Raw genomic sequence first — 15266 nt, 5'->3', positions numbered from 1 at the left:
TCGAGAAGTGGGCCTGTGGATAACTTCTGTGGATAACGAAGATACGCAGGTACTACCGGGCCACGACGGGCCACCACGGGCCACCACTGGGCCACGACCGGGCCATGATCGGTGCACTCCCGGCGCACCGCGGGCGCACTGCCGGTCGTCAGAAACGGCCGTCCTGGCAGTGCGCGACCCAGTCCGCCGCCGACAGGAAGTCCTTGTCCGAGGTCCCCGGGAACAGCGTCCGGACCCCGTCCACACCGACGTCCGCGCGCGGGTACGAACCTAGGAAACGCACCTGGAGAGAGATGCGCTTGAGCCCCATCAGGGCCTCGGCCACCCGGCGGTCGGAGATGTGTCCCTCGGCGTCGACGCAGAAGCAGTAGTTGCCGATGCCGGCGCCGGTCGGGCGGGACTGCAACAGCATGAGGTTGATGCCCCGGGTGGCGAACTCGCCGAGCAGGTCGCGCAGCCCGCCGGGGTGGTCGTCGCGCTGCCAGATCACGACGGACGTCTTGTCCGCGCCGGTCGGCGCCGCCGGGCGGGCGGGCCTGCCCACCAGCACGAACCGGGTCTGCGCGTTCTCCGCGTCGTGGATCTCCGTCTCCAGGGCCTCAAGGCCGTACCGGGCGGCGGCGAACTCACCGGCGAAGGCGGCGTCGTAGCGGCCCTCCTGGACCAGGCGGGCGGCGTCCGCGTTCGAGGCGGCCGACTCCCACAGGGCGTCCGGGAGGTTCGCCTTCATCCAGTTGCGGACCTGCGGCTGGGCGGCCGGGTGCGCGGAGACCGTCTTGATGTCGGAGATCTTCGTGCCGGGCCTGACCAACAGCGCGAAGGTGATCGACAGCAGCACCTCGCGGTAGATCATCAGCGGCGCGCCCGCGACCAGCTCGTCCAGGGTGGTGGTGATACCGCCCTCGACGGAGTTCTCGATCGGCACGAACGCGGCCTCGGCCTCACCGGTACGCACCGCGTCGAGCGCGGACTGCACCGACACATACGGGATCAGCTCCCGGGTGGCCGCCTCGGGAAGCGTCCGCAGGGCGACTTCGGTGAAGGTGCCCTCAGGGCCGAGATACGCGTAGCTGGCTGGCATGACTTCACCCTAATGGGCCTTGCGAAACCCGGTGCACCCTTCTCGAACCGGCCACCCCAACGGGCGACGGCTCACGCTTCCAGCAACCGCTGCCCCACGTACTCGCCCTCCGCCGCCCCGCCCGGGACCGCGAACAGGCCGCTCGCCTCGTGGCGGATGTATGTCGACAGGGCGTCGCCGCGGTCGAGCTTGCGCTGCACGGTGACGAAGCCGCGCAGCGGGTCGGCCTGCCAGCAGACGAACAGGAGCCCGGCGTCCGGGGTGCCGTCGGCGCCGATGCCGTCGTGGTACGAGAAGGGGCGCCGGAGCATCGCAGCGCCGCCGTTCTGGTCGGGGCGGGCGATCCGGGCGTGCGCGTTGATGGGGACGACCAGGGCGCCCTTCGCGTCGGTCTTCTCCAGGTCCATCGCGGTCGTCTCACCGCCCCCGGAAAGGGGTGCCCCAGTGGACTTGCGGCGCCCGACGACGTTCTCCTGGGCGCCGGTCGAGAGCTTCTCCCAGTCGTCGAGGAGCATGCGGATCCGGCGTACGACGGCGTAGGAGCCGTTCGCCATCCAGGCCGGGTCGGCCGAACCGGACGCTGGCACGAAGATCCGCTTGTCGAAGTCGGACTCGGTCGGCTTGGGATTGCGGGTGCCGTCGAGCTGGCCCATCAGATTGCGGGCCGTCATCTTGTGGGCCGTCGCGCCCGGCGACCGGTTGAAGCCGTTCATCTGCCAGCGCACCTTGGCCGCGCTGCCCGCGTCCTTCTGGATCGTGCGCAGCGCGTGGAAGGCGACCAGGGCGTCGTCGGCGCCGATCTGCACCCACAGGTCGCCGTTGCTGCGTGCCTTGTCGAGCTGGTCGGAGGAGAAGTCGGGGAGCGGGTCGAGGGAGCCGGGGCGCTGCTTCTCCAAGCCCGTGCGGGAGAAGAAGCTGTTGCCGAAGCCGAAGGTGATCGTCAGCGACGAGGGCCCCGCGTCCCGGGCGACATCCGTGTCGTCCTGCGCCGCCGGCTCACCCGCCATCAGCCGCTGCGCGGTCGTCGACCAGCGGCGCAGCAGGGCCGCCGCCTCTTTGCGGCCCGCGCCCGCCGCGAGGTCGAAGGCGACGAGGTGGCCGCGCGCCTGGAGGCCCTCGGTGATGCCGGGCTGATGTTTCCCGTGAAACATTGCCCTGTCCGCGCCAAGCGAGGTGAGCGGAGTGGCCCCGGCGGGGGCAGCCGCGTACCCCACGGCCCCGCCCGCCGCGCCGAGCACGAGCCCGGTGGCACCGGCCGTACCGAGGAGCCGTCGGCGGGAAACACCCTCCCCGGGGGAGGCGTTTTCGGAAACGGCCTCCCCGGGAGGTGCCTTTACGGCGCGGGCCTCGGGAATGGACTGTTCAGGCATGGCGTGGTTCAGCCGATCTGCGCGTTCTTGTCGACGGTGGTCTGGTCGATGTCGGAGGTCCGCACGGTCACCGAGATCTTCCAGTCGCCCGCCATGGGGATCTGGATTCCGTTCGCGGCCCAGTGTCCGGTGGTGATGCGGTCGGGCGTCACGGGCAGTGGACCGATCTTCTTCGCGGCGAGCGTGAAGGCGACCTTCACCTCGGGGACGTCGAAGGCCCGGCCGTTGGGGCGCTGCACATAGACGTGCATCTCGTTGCCGCCCACCCGCGCGGGGTCGATGTCGACCCGGATGACGCCCTTGCCGTCCGTGCCTCCGGTGTCGAAGGACATGTCCAGGGTCAGCGCGCCCGAGGACGACGAGGAAGAGGACGAGGAGGCTTTGGCCGCCTTGGCGTCCTCCTCCGTGCGGCCCGGTTCGGTGGTCGTCAGGGCCGTGGTGACGGCGAGGACGACGACCGCGACGGCGGCCTCGGCGAGGACCGAGCGGCGCAGCCCGAAGAGGTTCGGATCGGCGTCCCGCAGCCGCTTCCGCTGGGTGGTGTCCACGGCGGCCTGCTGGCGCGCGAGTTGGGCGGCGCGCTTGGAGTCACCGGTCCCGTTGGACGCGGAGGCGGACGTGGACGTGGAGGCAGCCGTAGACGCGGGCTCGTCGACTTCGGCCGACGCCTCGGAGGTGGCAGTGGCGGAGTCCGCGGCCTTGGAGTCAGAGACCGTGGCGGACGCCTTGGCGCCGGAGTCGACGGCGGCCTTGGCGGACGCCGTGACGTGCTCCTTCTCCGGCTCGCGCGCCTCGGTTGCCGTGGTTTCCTCGACGGTGGTCTCTGCCGGCTCCGCGAGCCGCGCGGTCCAGCGGCGGGAGATCGACGCGATCCCGATCAGCAGCGCCACGAGCCCGATCTTGACGAGCAGCAGCTGCCCGTAGCCGGTGTCGGTGAACGCCGACCAGGAGCCGAGCTGGCGCCAGGACTGGTAGATGCCGGTCGCGACGAGCGCGACGACACTGCCGAACGCGAGGCGCGAGAAGCGCTGTACGGCGGCCCGTCCGACGGGGTTGTCGGCGGGCGCCCGGTACAGCGAGACGAGCAGGGCGGTGAGGCCGCCGAGCCAGGCCGCGACGGCCAGCAGGTGGACGACGTCGACGGGCATCGCGATGCCGGGCTGCAACCCGGTCGAGGCGTGCTCGGACAGCGCCCAGCTCGCGGCGAGCCCGGCGGCCACCACACCGCCGCCGATCGCCAGCCCGAAGGTCAGGTCGCGCTTCTCCTCGTCCTCGCGCTTGTCGTACGCGCCGAAGAGGACGGCGATGAACAGCGCGGCGGCGGCGAGCAGCAGCAGCCGGGAGACGAGCGAGGCGCCCGTCTTGGTCTGGAGGACCTGGCCGAGGAGGTTCAGGTCGAAGATGTCGCCGAACTTCCCGGAGGTCGTGTACGAGCCGCGGATGAGCAGCAGCCAGAGCGTGGCCGCGGTCAGCGAGACCCAGCCGGAGACCACCAGCCGCTGGAGGGCGCGCACTCCGGCGCCGCGCTGCCAGCAGGCCAGGACGAAGGCGGCGCCGCCGACCATGACGATGAAGCCGGCGTACGACATGTAGCGGCCGAAGCCGTAGAGCCCGCCGACGAGCCCGCCGCCGACGTCCTGTTCGGCCGACGCGGAGACGGTGGTCTTCGAGGGGGAGCCGATGGAGAAGGTGAAGGCGCCGCCCACGGGGTGGCTGTCCGCGGACACGACCTGCCAGGCCACCGTGTAGGTGCCGTCGGGCAGTCCGCTGCGGATCTGTACGGCGTACGTCGTACCGCTGATGTTGGACGGTTTGCCGACGTCGACGCGTTTGCCCTTCGGGTTGAGCACGCGCAGCGAGTCGTCGTTCGTCGCGACCTTCTCGGAGAAGGTGAGCGAGACCTGCGTCGGAGCCTTGTTGACCACCACCCCCGAAGAGGGGTCGCTGCCGGTCAGGGCGGCGTGCGCGGAGGCCGTCCCGGCACCCGCGAACAGCATGCCGACGACGGCCAGGAACAGCAGCACCAGCGTGCGGACTCGGGGGGTGATGGTCGTCTTCAAGGTGGGGGTCCCTCCCTCAGTGCCCGGTCGTGGGGTTGTACGTCGCCGACTTCACGGGCATCTCAACCGTGAGAGGGCCGGACTTGGCAAAGTGGAGCTTCACGGTCACGTTGTCGCCCTGCTTCAGCGTGTGCTTCAGCTTGTCGAACATCAGGTGGTTGCCGCCGCTCTTGAACACGAGTTGGCCGTGTGCGGGCACATCGAGGGACGTGACCTCCTCCATCGCCTGGCCGACCGTCTCGTGCACGGAGACCGGGCCTACGTCGCTGGTGACGGAGGTCAACTCGTCCTTCGCGCCGCCCTTGTTGGCGATGTCCAGGAACCCCGCCGCCATGTCCGAGACCGGCTGGGGCATGTAGGCGGAACCGACGGAGAGCTGGGCCTTGGCGTCGTCCGAGCCGCAGCCGGTGAGGACCAGCGCGCCGCTCAGCACCGCGACGGGCACGGCGAACCGCCTCACGGTGTCTCCCCCTTGATGATCTTGGGGAGGTCCTTGGTGTAGTCGTCGACGGTGGTGTCCTGGCCGTAGAGCAGGTAACCGCCGTTCGTCTTCGGGGAGAACGCGACGACCTGGGTGCCGTGGACGGAGACGAGCTTGCCGTTCTTGTCCTTGGAGGTCGGCTCGATGGAGATGCCCAGGGTGCGGGCGCCGGCCTGGATGGTGGCGAAGGAGCCGGTCAGGCCGACGAACTGGGTGTCGATGCCCTTGAGCCACTTGCCGAGTTCCGGCGCGGTGTCCCGGGCCGGGTCGGTGGTGACGAACACGACCAGCAGCTTGTCCTGCTCGGCCTTGGGCAGCGCCTTCTTGGCGACGGCGATGTTGTTCATCGTCAGCGGGCAGATGTCGGGGCAGTGGGTGTAGCCGAAGTAGATCAGCGTCGGCCGGTTCTTGGTCTCCGCCCGGAAGTCGTACTTCTTGCCGTGCGTGTCCGTGAGGACCAGGTCCGGCTTCTCGAACGGGGTGTCGAGCACGGTGGCGGCCTGGGTCGCGGTGTCCTCGGAGACCACGGCGACGGGGCTGTTGCCGTCGTCGCCGCTGCCGCAGGCGGAGAGCGTCAGGGTGGCGGCGGCGAGCAGCGCTGCCGCCGCGAACGTCTTCTTGCGCATAGGAAAAATGTCCCAGTTGTGAGAGCTCCGGCGCGCACCGGGGTCGTTGCGCAAGAGTCGCACGGACCCCTGTGCGCGCCATGAGCGGACGGGCCTCAGACGGTCGTACGCCGTCGACCGGCGAGAACGCCGTACGCCACACCGGCGGCGCCGACGGCGATGCCGACCACGCCGAGGACGCGGGCGGTGGTGTCGGAGGAGTCGACGGCGGTCGTGGTGTCGGCGGCGGTGTTCTCGGTCTTCTCAGAGGCGTCCTCGGCGGTCGCGCCCGAGGTGGAGGCGGAGGTCAGTTCAAGCGTCGGAGCCGGGTTCTCGGGCTCCTCCGCGCCGTCCTTCTGCACCTCGATCCAGCGCACGACCTCGTTGTCGGAGTACGTCTGGAGGGCCTTGAAAACGAGCTGGTCGGTGTCCGTGGGCAGCATGCCGACGGAGACCGGGAACTTCTGGAAGTAGCCGGGCTCGACGCCCTTGCCGGTCGCGGTCCAGGTGACCTTGGTGACGGCCTCGGTGATCGTCTCGCCGTGCATCTCGGCGGGCTTGGCCAGCTTCGACTTGGTGACCTTGACGGTCCAGCCGCTGATCGGCTCCGGCATCACGGAGGCCAGTGGGTGGTCGGTCGGGAAGGTGACTTCGAGCTTGGTGGTCGAGGCGTCGTCGCGCTCGTTCGGGACCTTGAAGTCGACGACCGCGTAGCCGCCCTTGACGGCCGTGCCCTCCGGCTGCACGGAGACGTGCGCGAAGGCGGGGGAGGACAGGACGACAACGGCCGAGCCGGCGACGGCAGCGGCGGCGGCGATACGAGAAGCCTTCATGGAAAGGAGCACTCCACTTCGAGTTCGAGTGAGTTCCGGTGGTGAAGAGGGGCGCGTGCACACCTGGGTGACACCAGGGGTTTCCCGGCGGAAAACGCCGGGCACGCGCGCGTGCCGCACGACGGCGGCCTCTCCACGCACGGAACGGAGTGCGGTGGTGGTGGTCGCGTCGCGTCAGGCGGCGAGGACGTGGGCGGCGGCCGAAGGCGGGCCGCGGCGGATCACCGAGTGCTGGAGTGCGGTGGTGTGCGGGGCGGGCGGCGCGAAGAGGGCCGTACGCCGTGGGCGCGGGCCGGTTCCGGGCGCCCCCGGCAGCCCCGCCCGCAGGGCGCGCACCAGGGCGAGCGCCCCGCGCAGGGACCGAACGAGCGCCCCTTCCGCGACTCCGTGCGCCGACAGTTCCATCAGGCGCCGCAGCGCCAGGTCCCCGTGCCGCAGCAGCCAGCCCGCGGCGAGTGCCGCGAGGAGGTGGCCGAGCAGCATGGACACGGACGGGAACAGCGACATGGAGGAGGCGGCGGAGGTGGACATGGCGTCCGCCGGGTGGTGCATCGACCCCATCCCGCTCATCGAACTCATCGAGCCCGTCGAGTCCGAAGTCGGCAGCAGCCGCGCGTCGGTGAGGAGTTGGTGGGCCTGCGCCGGGCTGATCGCCGCCGCGGTGGTGCCGCACAGCAGATGCGCGGCGCGCGCGACGAGCGTGGCGTCGGACGCGGACAGACCGCCCGTGGTCGACGTACCGGCGGCCGTCTGGCCGAGCCCGAACAGCGTGTGCAGGACCGTCTGTCCGACCGCGAGCAGTGCCGCGATGCCCGGCAGCGAGCGCTCGCGCCCGGCGAGCGGCGCGACGAGGAGGAACGTGGCGAGGAAGCCCGCGCCGAGTGTCCACAGGGGCACGGTGGCGCAGGAGGCGATGGCATGACCGGCCGCGGCCAGCACGACACAGACCGCGGCGAACACCGCGGCCCGCAGGACCCGGAGTTCACCTCCGGAGCGCGCCGTACGTGGGTGGGGGGCAGTCATGGCGGGCTCATCATCGCACCGGCCCTGCGGGCGCCATACGGCAGGTCCACCACACCGGGACGATAATGTGTCATAGATCACAAAGGTCACTCTCCGACGTGGGCTACCTCCGGATACACCAATTACGTTTCGGACACATCCCCCATATGGGCGGCATCACGTCAACTCCGTGCTTACACAGGGGCACTGGCGGCAATAGGTATCGGTATGTCGAGCCGCGGCCGGGAGGCTGGAGCATGAGCATCTGGTGGTCACTCCATCTGAGGCGCGAGGCCGCGAGCGTTCCGCTCGCCCGCCGGCTTCTCCTCGGCACGATGGAGACCGCGGGCGTCGACCCGGACATTTCCTACGACCTCTCGGTCGCCCTCAGCGAGGCGTGCGCCAACGCCGTCGAGCACGGCGGCGACACCGAGCCCGGCGCGTCCTCGGAGGCGTACCGCGTCACCGCGTACCTCGACGGCGAGACGTGCCGTATCGAGGTCGCCGACTCGGGCCCCGGCTTCGCGCGCGCCCAGGCCGTCCGCCCGGCCCCGAGCGAGGCGGAGAACGGCCGGGGGCTCTGTCTCATCCAGGAACTCGCCGACCACGTCCACATCGGCAACAAGCCCGGTGTGGGCGGCGCGGTGGTGAGCTTCGACAAGATCCTGAAGTGGCGGAAGGACGCGCCGCTGATGGCGGTGTGACGGCACGTCCGAAGCGCGTCCCCCGGGAGCGGCGCCACGGCAGAATCCGCGCATGGACATCCGCCCCGAACAACTGGCCGAGGGTCTGACGCTGAGGCTCGCCGAGCCGGCCGACGCCCCGGCCCTCGCCGCCGCGTTCGCCGAGAACCGGAGCCCCTGGGAGCCGTACCGCCCGGACGCCTTCTTCACCGCCGAAGGGCAGCGCGGGCGGCTGCACGCGCTGCTGCGGGAGTACCGGGAGGGCCGGGTCGTGCCGCTGCTCCTCGTGTCCGGCGAGCGGGTCGCCGGGGCCTTCACGCTGGCCGGGATCGTGCTCGGCTCCTTCCGCAGCGGCTCGCTCGGCTACTGGATCGCCGCCGACCTGCGGGGGCGCGGCCTGGCCACCGCGGGGGTCGAGCGGGTGTGCCGGATCGCGCGGGAGACGATCGGACTGCACCGGCTTGAGGCGGTCACGCCGCTCGACAACCTGGCCTCCCAACGCGTCCTGGCGAAGAGCGGGTTCGAGCCGATCGGCGTGGCTCCGCGCTATACGCACATCGGCGGGGAGTGGCGGGACCACCGGCTGTTCCAGCGGATCCTGCACGACGACGACCCGATGTCAGCTTTCTAAGGATTCTTACCGTGCGCACAGCCGGTGCCCACGTCCCTGACGGGTGCCGTCCCTAGCTTCGCGATCATGACGGGAAACCACAAGGAAAAAACGATCAGTAGGCGCCGCGCCCTGGCGGTGACCGGCGGGACGGTAGCGGCCGGCGGGCTGGTGGCGGCCGGGTTCCAGTCGGCGTCCGCCGACACGACGGACACGACGGACACGACCGCCTCGGCCACGGCGACCTCGACCAGTAGCGAGTGCATGACGCTGATGACGAGCGTCACGGAGGGCCCCTACTACCTCGACGGCGCGCTGGTCCGCAAGGACATTACGGAGGGCAAGGCGGGCGTCCCGCTCACCCTGCGCCTGACCGTCGTCGACGCCACCGACGGCTGCACCCCGGTCAAGGGCGCGGCCGTGGAGATCTGGCACTGCGACGCCTGGGGCTACTACTCCGGCTACACCACCGCCAACCCCGGCGGCTCGGCCCCCGCCGAGAGCGAGGAGGGCGACAGCGCCAACGACCTCACCTATCTGCGCGGTTACCAGGTCGCCAACGCCAACGGGGTCGTCAAGTTCGAGACGATCTTCCCGGGCTGGTACACGCCCCGCACCTGCCACATCCACGTGAAGGTGCACACCGGCGGCGAGAAGGAGGACGGCACCTACGAGGGCGGCAAGGTCAACTACACCGGCCAGTTGTTCTTCGCCGACGACATCGCCGAGGAGATCTTCACCCTCGACCCCTACGCCAAGCACACGGGCTCGTACACCGTCCTCGCCGACGACATGGTCTACGACGGCGGAGGCGCCACCAGCGGCCTGCTCACCCTCAAGGCCGTCCACAAGAAGGACCCGTCCAAGGGCTACAAGGGCTCCCTGACGCTCGGCGTCGACCCGGACGCGGAGGACACGGGCGGGGGCGGCGGCGGAGGCGGCACGCCCCCGAGCGGCGCTCCCAGCGACGCCCCTACGGGTACGCCGCCCAGCGACAGCGCCTCCCCTTCCGCCTCGGCCTCCTCATAAGGTAAGGGACATGACAAGCCGCGAGGACGACGCGCTGGCACGGGCCGCCGTGGCCGCGCTCACCGGGCAACTGGCGCTGGCTCCCAAGCCGGGCCTGCCCGACCCGCGTGACCTGGACGCCCGCAGCACGCGCCGGGAGCACGACAGCCTGCGCTGGTCGGCCAGGGCGCTGGAGCCCGGCCTCGCGGCGATGGCCGCCGCCGCCCGCCGTGCCGGCGAGGCCACGCCGGCGCTGCGGGCGGAACTGGGCGCGATCGGCCGGTGCACCGAGCACTCGGTCGGCCTGGCCGGAGGCGGCCACAAGGGTGCCCTGTGGGCCCTCGGCTTCCTGGTCGCCGCGGTCGCCCTGGACCCCGGCGCCCAGGCCCCCGACATCACGGCGAACACCAGGAAGATGGCCGCGTTCAACGACAAGGGCGCCCCCAGGCGCCCCTCCCGGGGTTCGTCGATCTCCGTCAAGTACGGTGCGGCCGGCGCCCGGGGCGAGGCAAGGGCCGGATTTCCGCACGTACGCAGGGCGTTGGACACCCTGGCCACCACCCGCGCGGCCGGCGCCACGGAGACCCAGGCCCGCCTGGACGCCCTCCTCACCGTGATGTCCACCCTCCAGGACACCGAACTCCTGCACACCGCGGGCCCGTTGGGCCTGCGCCATGTCCAGGCGGGCGCCCGCGGCGTCCTGGAGGCGGGCGGCACGGCCACGGAGGCGGGCGCGCAGGCCCTGGCCGCCTTCGACACCGACCTCCACGCGCGCGCGTGGAGCCCCCGCGGAAGCGCGGGACTCCTGGCGGGAGCACTGTTCCTGGACTCACTGCCGGTCGCCTCACTGGCGCGGACCGGCTGATCCGCCACGAGGGGCCGGGGCGTGCGGCCCGCTGGCAGCGGCGGGTGGTTCCGGTGTGTGTGGCCCGCCACCGGCGGCAGCCGATCGGTCGGCCGACGCGGCGTCTGGGACCCGTCTCCGGTCAGCTCACCAACTCCGGCTGTCTGACGGTCACTTCACCCGCACCGGCCGCCCGCCGTGCCGCCGGTCCCATCGCGTACGACGCCGCCACCGGCGGTAGCCGTCCCGAGGAGGTTCAGCCCGCCGCCGACCGCGGTCCGTCCCGAAACGCGCGGTGAATTCATCGGCATGGTCCGCCAGGCCGTACCGCGCACGGGCCGTTGCCCCGCTGCCGCTGCCGCTGCTCGGCCGATCGGTCGGCCGACGCGGCCGTCTGGGACCCGTCTCCGGTCAGCTCACCAACTCCGGCTGCCTGACCGTCACTCCACCCGCACCGGTCGCCCGCCGTGCCGCCGGTCCCATCGCGTAGGACGCCGCCACCGTCGCGCCGCCCAGCAGGAGCCAGCCCGGTGTGCCCCACTCCAGGAGGAGGGACGTCAGCACCAGGGGGCCCATCGTCCGGGCCACGGTCACGCCGGTTCCGAAGAACCCCTGGTACTCGCCCACCTGGTCGGCGGGCGCCAGCGCGAAGGACAGTTGCCAGGAACCCGCCGACTGCCCCATCTCGGCGGCCACTTGGAGCACCGCCCCCACCACCAGCGCCCCCGCCGCCACCCACGGCGACGCGCCCGCCGACAGCGCGAACGCCGCGCAGGCCGCCAGCATCACCCACCCCGAACGCCGCACCACGCGCGTGGCCGACGCGAGCCCCGTGACCCCGCGTGCCGTCCGCACCTGGAAGACCATCACCGCACCGGTGTTGAGCACGAACAGCGCGGAGACCAGCCAGGTCGGCGCGTCGGTCCGCTCGGCGATCCACAGCGGCAGCCCGAGGCTGAGCAACGGCATCCGCAGCAGCAGCACGGTGTTGAGGAGTGTGACGACGACGTACGGGCGGTCGCGCAGGACACCGAGACCGCCCGACTTCCGCACCTGAACGCCCGGTACCGACGGCAGCCGCAGCAGCAACCCCGCGCACACCAGGAAGCTCATCGCGTCCAGCGCGAACACCCCGAGGTACGCCGGCCGCGTCCCCGCCCGCAGCGCCAGCCCGCCGAGGCCCGCGCCCACCGAGAGACCGGCGTTCAGCGTCGACTGGAGATGGGCCAGCAGCCCGGTCCGCTCCCCGGCGGACACCAGCCCCGCCAGCAGCGCCTGCCGGGCCGCCGCGAGCCCCGACTGCGCCGAGGCGTAGGCGCACGCGGCGAGCACGAACGGCACGAATCCCCGTACGACGAGGAAGGACGCCACCGCGAGCCCGGTCGCCAGCGCCAGCAGCACCGCCGTACCGCGCGGCCCGCGCCGGTCGGCCAGCCGCCCCAGCGGCACGCCTACCAGCGAACCGACGGCCCACGCGAGGGTGAGTCCGAGGCCCACGCGCGCGGGGGCGAGCCCGACGACGTGGGTGAAGTACAGCGCCGAGGTCACGTAGTAGGCGCCGTCACCGACGGAGTTGGTCAACTGGGCCAGCGCGAGGGTGCGTTGCGGGCCCGCGGGCGGGACGAGCGAGTTCGTCATGCCTACGACGTTAGAAGCTCATTGGGTCTCTGCTGAGACCCAATAGCCCTTCCATTTGTTGGTCCAATTCAGGTAATTCAGGTTCAGGTGATTCGGGTTCAGGTGATTCAGGCCCCGTCCAGCACTCGACCCAACGCCTCCAGCGCCTCCGGATACACCCGCTCCCGGGGCGTCCCGTACCCCACGACCAGGCCCTGCGGGCGCCCCTCGCCCTCCCCCGCCGTGTGCCAGTGCTCGCCGAGCCGCCCGACCGCGAGCCCCTCCTTCTCGGCCCGTGCCACTACGGCTTCCTCGTCGTCGACCTCCACCAGCGCGTGCAGCCCGGCCGCGATCCCGCGCACGCCGCCGCGCGCCCCCAGCCGGTCGAGCAGCTGGTCGCGGCGGCGCCGGTAGCGCAGCCGGCACGCGCGCACGTGCCGGTCGTAGGCATGGCTGTCGATCAGTTCGGCGAGGGCCAGCTGGCCGATGGTCTCCGTGTGGTGGTCGCTGTGCAGCTTGGCGTCGGCGACCGCGTCGACCAGGTGGGGCGGCAGCACCATCCAGCCGAGCCGCAGCGCGGGCCCGAGCGTCTTGGACGCGGTGCCCAGGTACGCGACCTGTCCCGGCGCCATCCCCTGGAGCGCGCCCACGGGCTGCCGGTCGTAGCGGAACTCCCCGTCGTAGTCGTCCTCGACGATCAGTGCCCCACGCGCGCGTGCCCAGTCGGTGAGTGCCCGTCTGCGCTCGGGGTGCAGGGTGACGCCGGTCGGGTACTGGTGGGCCGGGGTCAGCACCACGGCCGCCGCGTCCCCCAACTCCTCGGCGCGGGCGCCCCGTTCGTCGACCCCTACGGGGACCACGGTGCCGCCGTTGTGCCGGACCACCTCCCTGTGGAAGGGCAGTCCGGGATCCTCCATGGCCACCCGGGAACCGTCGAGCACGCGCGTGAGGAGCGCGAGCCCCTGCACATACCCGGAGGTGATCACGATCCGCTCCGGGGGCGCGATCACCCCGCGCGCCCGCCCCAGGTAGCCCGAGAGCGCGGTGCGCAGTTCGAGGCGACCGCGCGGGTCGCCGTAGTCGTACGCCAAGGAGGGTGCCGTCGCGATGGCGCGGCGCAGCGCGCGCAGCCAGGCCGCCGCCGGGAACGCGCCGACGTCCGGGCTGCCGGGCCGCAGGTCGAAACGGGGTACACGCGCGCGTGCCGCAGCCCCCGGTGCCTCCGTGTCGACGGAGGGCAGCAGCGCGACCTGGGTGCCCGAGCCCTGGCGCGCGGTCAGATAGCCCTCGGCGACGAGCTGGTCGTAGGCCGCCTTCGCGGTGCCCCGGGAGACGCCGAGTTCGGTCGCGAGGCGTCTGGTGGCCGGGAGGCGGGTTCCGGGGGCCAGCCGGCCGTCGCGTACGGCGTCCCGGAGCGCGCGTTCGAGACCGGCGCGCCGGCCGCCCTCCGGGTCGGGTTCCAGATGCAGGTCGACCCCGACACCGGACCAGAAGTCGTTCACGAAAAAGCCCTCCCCCTAGGCACGTTCATGAAAAAGGCCCCTCCGGGCACACCAATGGCCGGGCACCGCACCGGTACCCGGCCATCAGTCTTGTATCAGCCCTTGAGGGACGCCATCCAGCTCTCGACCTCGGTCGAGGTGCGGGGCAGCTCGTCGGAGAGGTTCCGGTTGCCGTCCTCGGTGACGAGGATGTCGTCCTCGATGCGGACGCCGATGCCGCGGTACTCCTCGGGGACGGTCAGGTCGTCCGCCTGGAAGTACAGGCCGGGCTCCACCGTGAGGACCATGCCGGGCTCCAGTGTGCCCTCGACGTACGTCTCGGTGCGCGCGGCGGCGCAGTCGTGGACGTCCATGCCGAGCATGTGGCCGGTGCCGTGCAGCGTCCAGCGGCGCTGGAGGCCCAGCTCCAGGACGCGCTCCACGGGACCCTCGACAAGGCCCCACTCGACGATCTTCTCGGCCAGCACGCGCTGCGCGGCGTCGTGGAAGTCGCGGTACTTGCCGCCCGGCTGCACCGCCGCGATACCGGCCTCCTGGGCCTCGTACACGGCGTCGTAGACCTGCTTCTGGAGCTCGGTGAAGCGGCCGTTGATGGGGAGCGTGCGGGTGACGTCGGCGGTGTACAGGGTGTGCGTCTCGACGCCGGCGTCGAGGAGGAGCAGGTCGCCGGAGCGGACCGGGCCGTCGTTGCGCACCCAGTGCAGGGTGGTGGCGTGCGGGCCCGCGGCGCAGATCGAGCCGTAGCCGACGTCGTTGCCCTCGACGCGGGCGCGGAGGAAGAACGTGCCCTCGATGTAGCGCTCGCTGGTCGCCTCGGCCCTGTCGAGGACCTTGACGACGTCCTCGAAGCCGCGGACCGTCGAGTCGACGGCCTTCTGGAGCTCGGCGATCTCGAACTCGTCCTTGACCAGGCGGGCCTCGGAGAGGAAGACCCGCAGTTCCTCGTCGCGCTCGGCGGTGACCTTGTCGGTCAGCGCGGTCTCGATGCCGGCGTCGTGGCCGCGGACGACGCGCACCGGGCCGGTGGCCTCGCGGAGCGCCTCGGCCAGTTCGCGGACGTCGGCGGCGGGGATGCCGTAGAGCGCCTCGGACTCGGTCAGCGAGTGGCGGCGGCCGACCCACAGCTCGCCCTGGCCGGAGAGCCAGAACTCGCCGTTCTCGCGGTCGGAGCGCGGCAGGAGGTAGATCGTCGCCTTGTGGCCCTCGGTGGTGGGCTCCAGGACGAGGACGCCGTCCTCGGTGAGGCTGCCCGTCAGGTACGCGTACTCGACCGACGCCCGGAAGGGGTACTCGGTGTCGTTCGAACGGGTCTTCAGGTTGCCCGCGGGGATCACCAGGCGCTCGCCCGGGAAGCGCGCGGAGAGCGCGGCGCGGCGGCGGGCGGTGTGCTCGGCCTGCTCGACGGGCCGCAGATCGTGCAGCTCGGTGTCGGCCCAGCCGGACTTCATGCTGTCGGCCAACTCGTCGGAGACGCCCGGGTACAGGCCGTTCTTCCGCTTCTCGATCGGCTCCTCAGACTCAGTCTCCGGGGTCTCCGGGGTGAGCTCGTCGGCCACGGTCATCCTCCTAG

14 protein-coding genes are annotated in these 15266 nt (G+C 71.7%); 4 read left to right on the top strand and 10 right to left on the bottom strand.

Annotated elements, in window-relative coordinates:
• Window positions 1-148: 148 nt before the first annotated feature.
• The 7 genes from pheA to ACWIHT_RS22120 form a co-directional block, all read right to left on the bottom strand.
• On the bottom strand, window positions 149-1081 hold the full coding sequence (pheA, locus tag ACWIHT_RS22150) for a prephenate dehydratase (protein WP_456169880.1): 933 nt from the start codon (window positions 1079-1081) through the stop codon (window positions 149-151).
• A 71-nt stretch (window positions 1082-1152) separates the two neighbouring features.
• Window positions 1153-2451 (bottom strand): iron uptake transporter deferrochelatase/peroxidase subunit, encoded by a 1299-nt coding sequence (efeB, locus tag ACWIHT_RS22145; RefSeq protein WP_456169878.1) that lies wholly within the window; start codon window positions 2449-2451, stop codon window positions 1153-1155.
• 8 nt (window positions 2452-2459) lie between these two features.
• Entirely contained in the window at window positions 2460-4511 is a 2052-nt protein-coding gene (locus ACWIHT_RS22140) for a copper resistance CopC/CopD family protein (RefSeq protein ID WP_456169876.1), read from the bottom strand.
• A gap of 16 nt (window positions 4512-4527) precedes the next feature.
• Window positions 4528-4971, bottom strand: a complete 444-nt coding sequence (locus ACWIHT_RS22135) for a copper chaperone PCu(A)C (protein ID WP_456169875.1) — start codon at window positions 4969-4971, stop codon at window positions 4528-4530.
• Entirely contained in the window at window positions 4968-5618 is a 651-nt protein-coding gene (locus ACWIHT_RS22130; protein WP_456169874.1) for an SCO family protein, read from the bottom strand. Before ACWIHT_RS22130 ends, ACWIHT_RS22135 begins: the two co-directional genes overlap by 4 nt.
• A gap of 95 nt (window positions 5619-5713) precedes the next feature.
• A complete protein-coding gene (locus tag ACWIHT_RS22125) occupies window positions 5714-6430 on the bottom strand; it encodes a YcnI family copper-binding membrane protein (RefSeq protein ID WP_456169873.1) in 717 nt (238 codons plus the stop codon).
• A 174-nt stretch (window positions 6431-6604) separates the two neighbouring features.
• Window positions 6605-7453: a hypothetical protein gene (locus tag ACWIHT_RS22120; RefSeq protein WP_456169872.1), complete on the bottom strand. Its 849-nt coding sequence runs from the start codon at window positions 7451-7453 to the stop codon at window positions 6605-6607.
• 236 nt (window positions 7454-7689) lie between these two features.
• Here ACWIHT_RS22120 and ACWIHT_RS22115 point away from each other — a divergent pair, with 236 nt between their 5' ends.
• From ACWIHT_RS22115 to ACWIHT_RS22100, 4 genes are all read left to right on the top strand, one after another.
• On the top strand, window positions 7690-8136 hold the full coding sequence (locus ACWIHT_RS22115) for an ATP-binding protein (RefSeq protein ID WP_456169871.1): 447 nt from the start codon (window positions 7690-7692) through the stop codon (window positions 8134-8136).
• Between the two features lie 52 nt (window positions 8137-8188).
• Window positions 8189-8746 carry a GNAT family N-acetyltransferase gene (locus ACWIHT_RS22110; RefSeq protein WP_456169870.1) on the top strand — a complete coding sequence of 186 codons (558 nt, stop codon included), beginning with the start codon at window positions 8189-8191 and terminating at the stop codon, window positions 8744-8746.
• 66 nt (window positions 8747-8812) lie between these two features.
• Entirely contained in the window at window positions 8813-9754 is a 942-nt protein-coding gene (locus ACWIHT_RS22105; protein WP_456169869.1) for an intradiol ring-cleavage dioxygenase, read from the top strand.
• A 10-nt stretch (window positions 9755-9764) separates the two neighbouring features.
• Window positions 9765-10598, top strand: coding sequence for a triphosphoribosyl-dephospho-CoA synthase (locus ACWIHT_RS22100; RefSeq protein ID WP_456169868.1), 834 nt, complete (start codon window positions 9765-9767; stop codon window positions 10596-10598).
• Window positions 10599-10988: 390 nt separating this feature from the next.
• On the opposite strand, the gene ACWIHT_RS22095 is transcribed toward ACWIHT_RS22100, so the two are convergent.
• From ACWIHT_RS22095 to ACWIHT_RS22085, 3 genes are all read right to left on the bottom strand, one after another.
• Window positions 10989-12215, bottom strand: a complete 1227-nt coding sequence (locus ACWIHT_RS22095; RefSeq protein WP_456169867.1) for an MFS transporter — start codon at window positions 12213-12215, stop codon at window positions 10989-10991.
• A 107-nt stretch (window positions 12216-12322) separates the two neighbouring features.
• A complete protein-coding gene (gene pdxR, locus ACWIHT_RS22090) occupies window positions 12323-13696 on the bottom strand; it encodes a MocR-like pyridoxine biosynthesis transcription factor PdxR (protein ID WP_456169866.1) in 1374 nt (457 codons plus the stop codon).
• 95 nt (window positions 13697-13791) lie between these two features.
• On the bottom strand, window positions 13792-15258 hold the full coding sequence (locus ACWIHT_RS22085) for an aminopeptidase P family protein (protein ID WP_456169865.1): 1467 nt from the start codon (window positions 15256-15258) through the stop codon (window positions 13792-13794).
• Window positions 15259-15266: the final 8 nt, after the last annotated feature.

Source organism: Streptomyces sp. NPDC002276 (genome assembly GCF_053891435.1).
This window is presented reverse-complemented; position numbering and strand designations above follow the sequence as displayed.

Bases quoted from the DNA above. Each gene is read 5' to 3' on its own strand.
- ACWIHT_RS22085 (WP_456169865.1), bottom strand. From the start codon at position 15,258: ATGACCGTGGCCGACGAGCTCACCCCGGAGACCCCGGAGACTGAGTCT.
- ACWIHT_RS22120 (WP_456169872.1), bottom strand. From the start codon at position 7,453: ATGACTGCCCCCCACCCACGTACGGCGCGCTCCGGAGGTGAACTCCGG.
- pheA (WP_456169880.1), bottom strand. From the start codon at position 1,081: ATGCCAGCCAGCTACGCGTATCTCGGCCCTGAGGGCACCTTCACCGAA.
- ACWIHT_RS22125 (WP_456169873.1), bottom strand. From the start codon at position 6,430: ATGAAGGCTTCTCGTATCGCCGCCGCCGCTGCCGTCGCCGGCTCGGCC.
- ACWIHT_RS22105 (WP_456169869.1), top strand. From the start codon at position 8,813: ATGACGGGAAACCACAAGGAAAAAACGATCAGTAGGCGCCGCGCCCTG.
- efeB (WP_456169878.1), bottom strand. From the start codon at position 2,451: ATGCCTGAACAGTCCATTCCCGAGGCCCGCGCCGTAAAGGCACCTCCC.
- ACWIHT_RS22130 (WP_456169874.1), bottom strand. From the start codon at position 5,618: ATGCGCAAGAAGACGTTCGCGGCGGCAGCGCTGCTCGCCGCCGCCACC.
- ACWIHT_RS22095 (WP_456169867.1), bottom strand. From the start codon at position 12,215: ATGACGAACTCGCTCGTCCCGCCCGCGGGCCCGCAACGCACCCTCGCG.
- ACWIHT_RS22115 (WP_456169871.1), top strand. From the start codon at position 7,690: ATGAGCATCTGGTGGTCACTCCATCTGAGGCGCGAGGCCGCGAGCGTT.
- ACWIHT_RS22110 (WP_456169870.1), top strand. From the start codon at position 8,189: ATGGACATCCGCCCCGAACAACTGGCCGAGGGTCTGACGCTGAGGCTC.
- ACWIHT_RS22100 (WP_456169868.1), top strand. From the start codon at position 9,765: ATGACAAGCCGCGAGGACGACGCGCTGGCACGGGCCGCCGTGGCCGCG.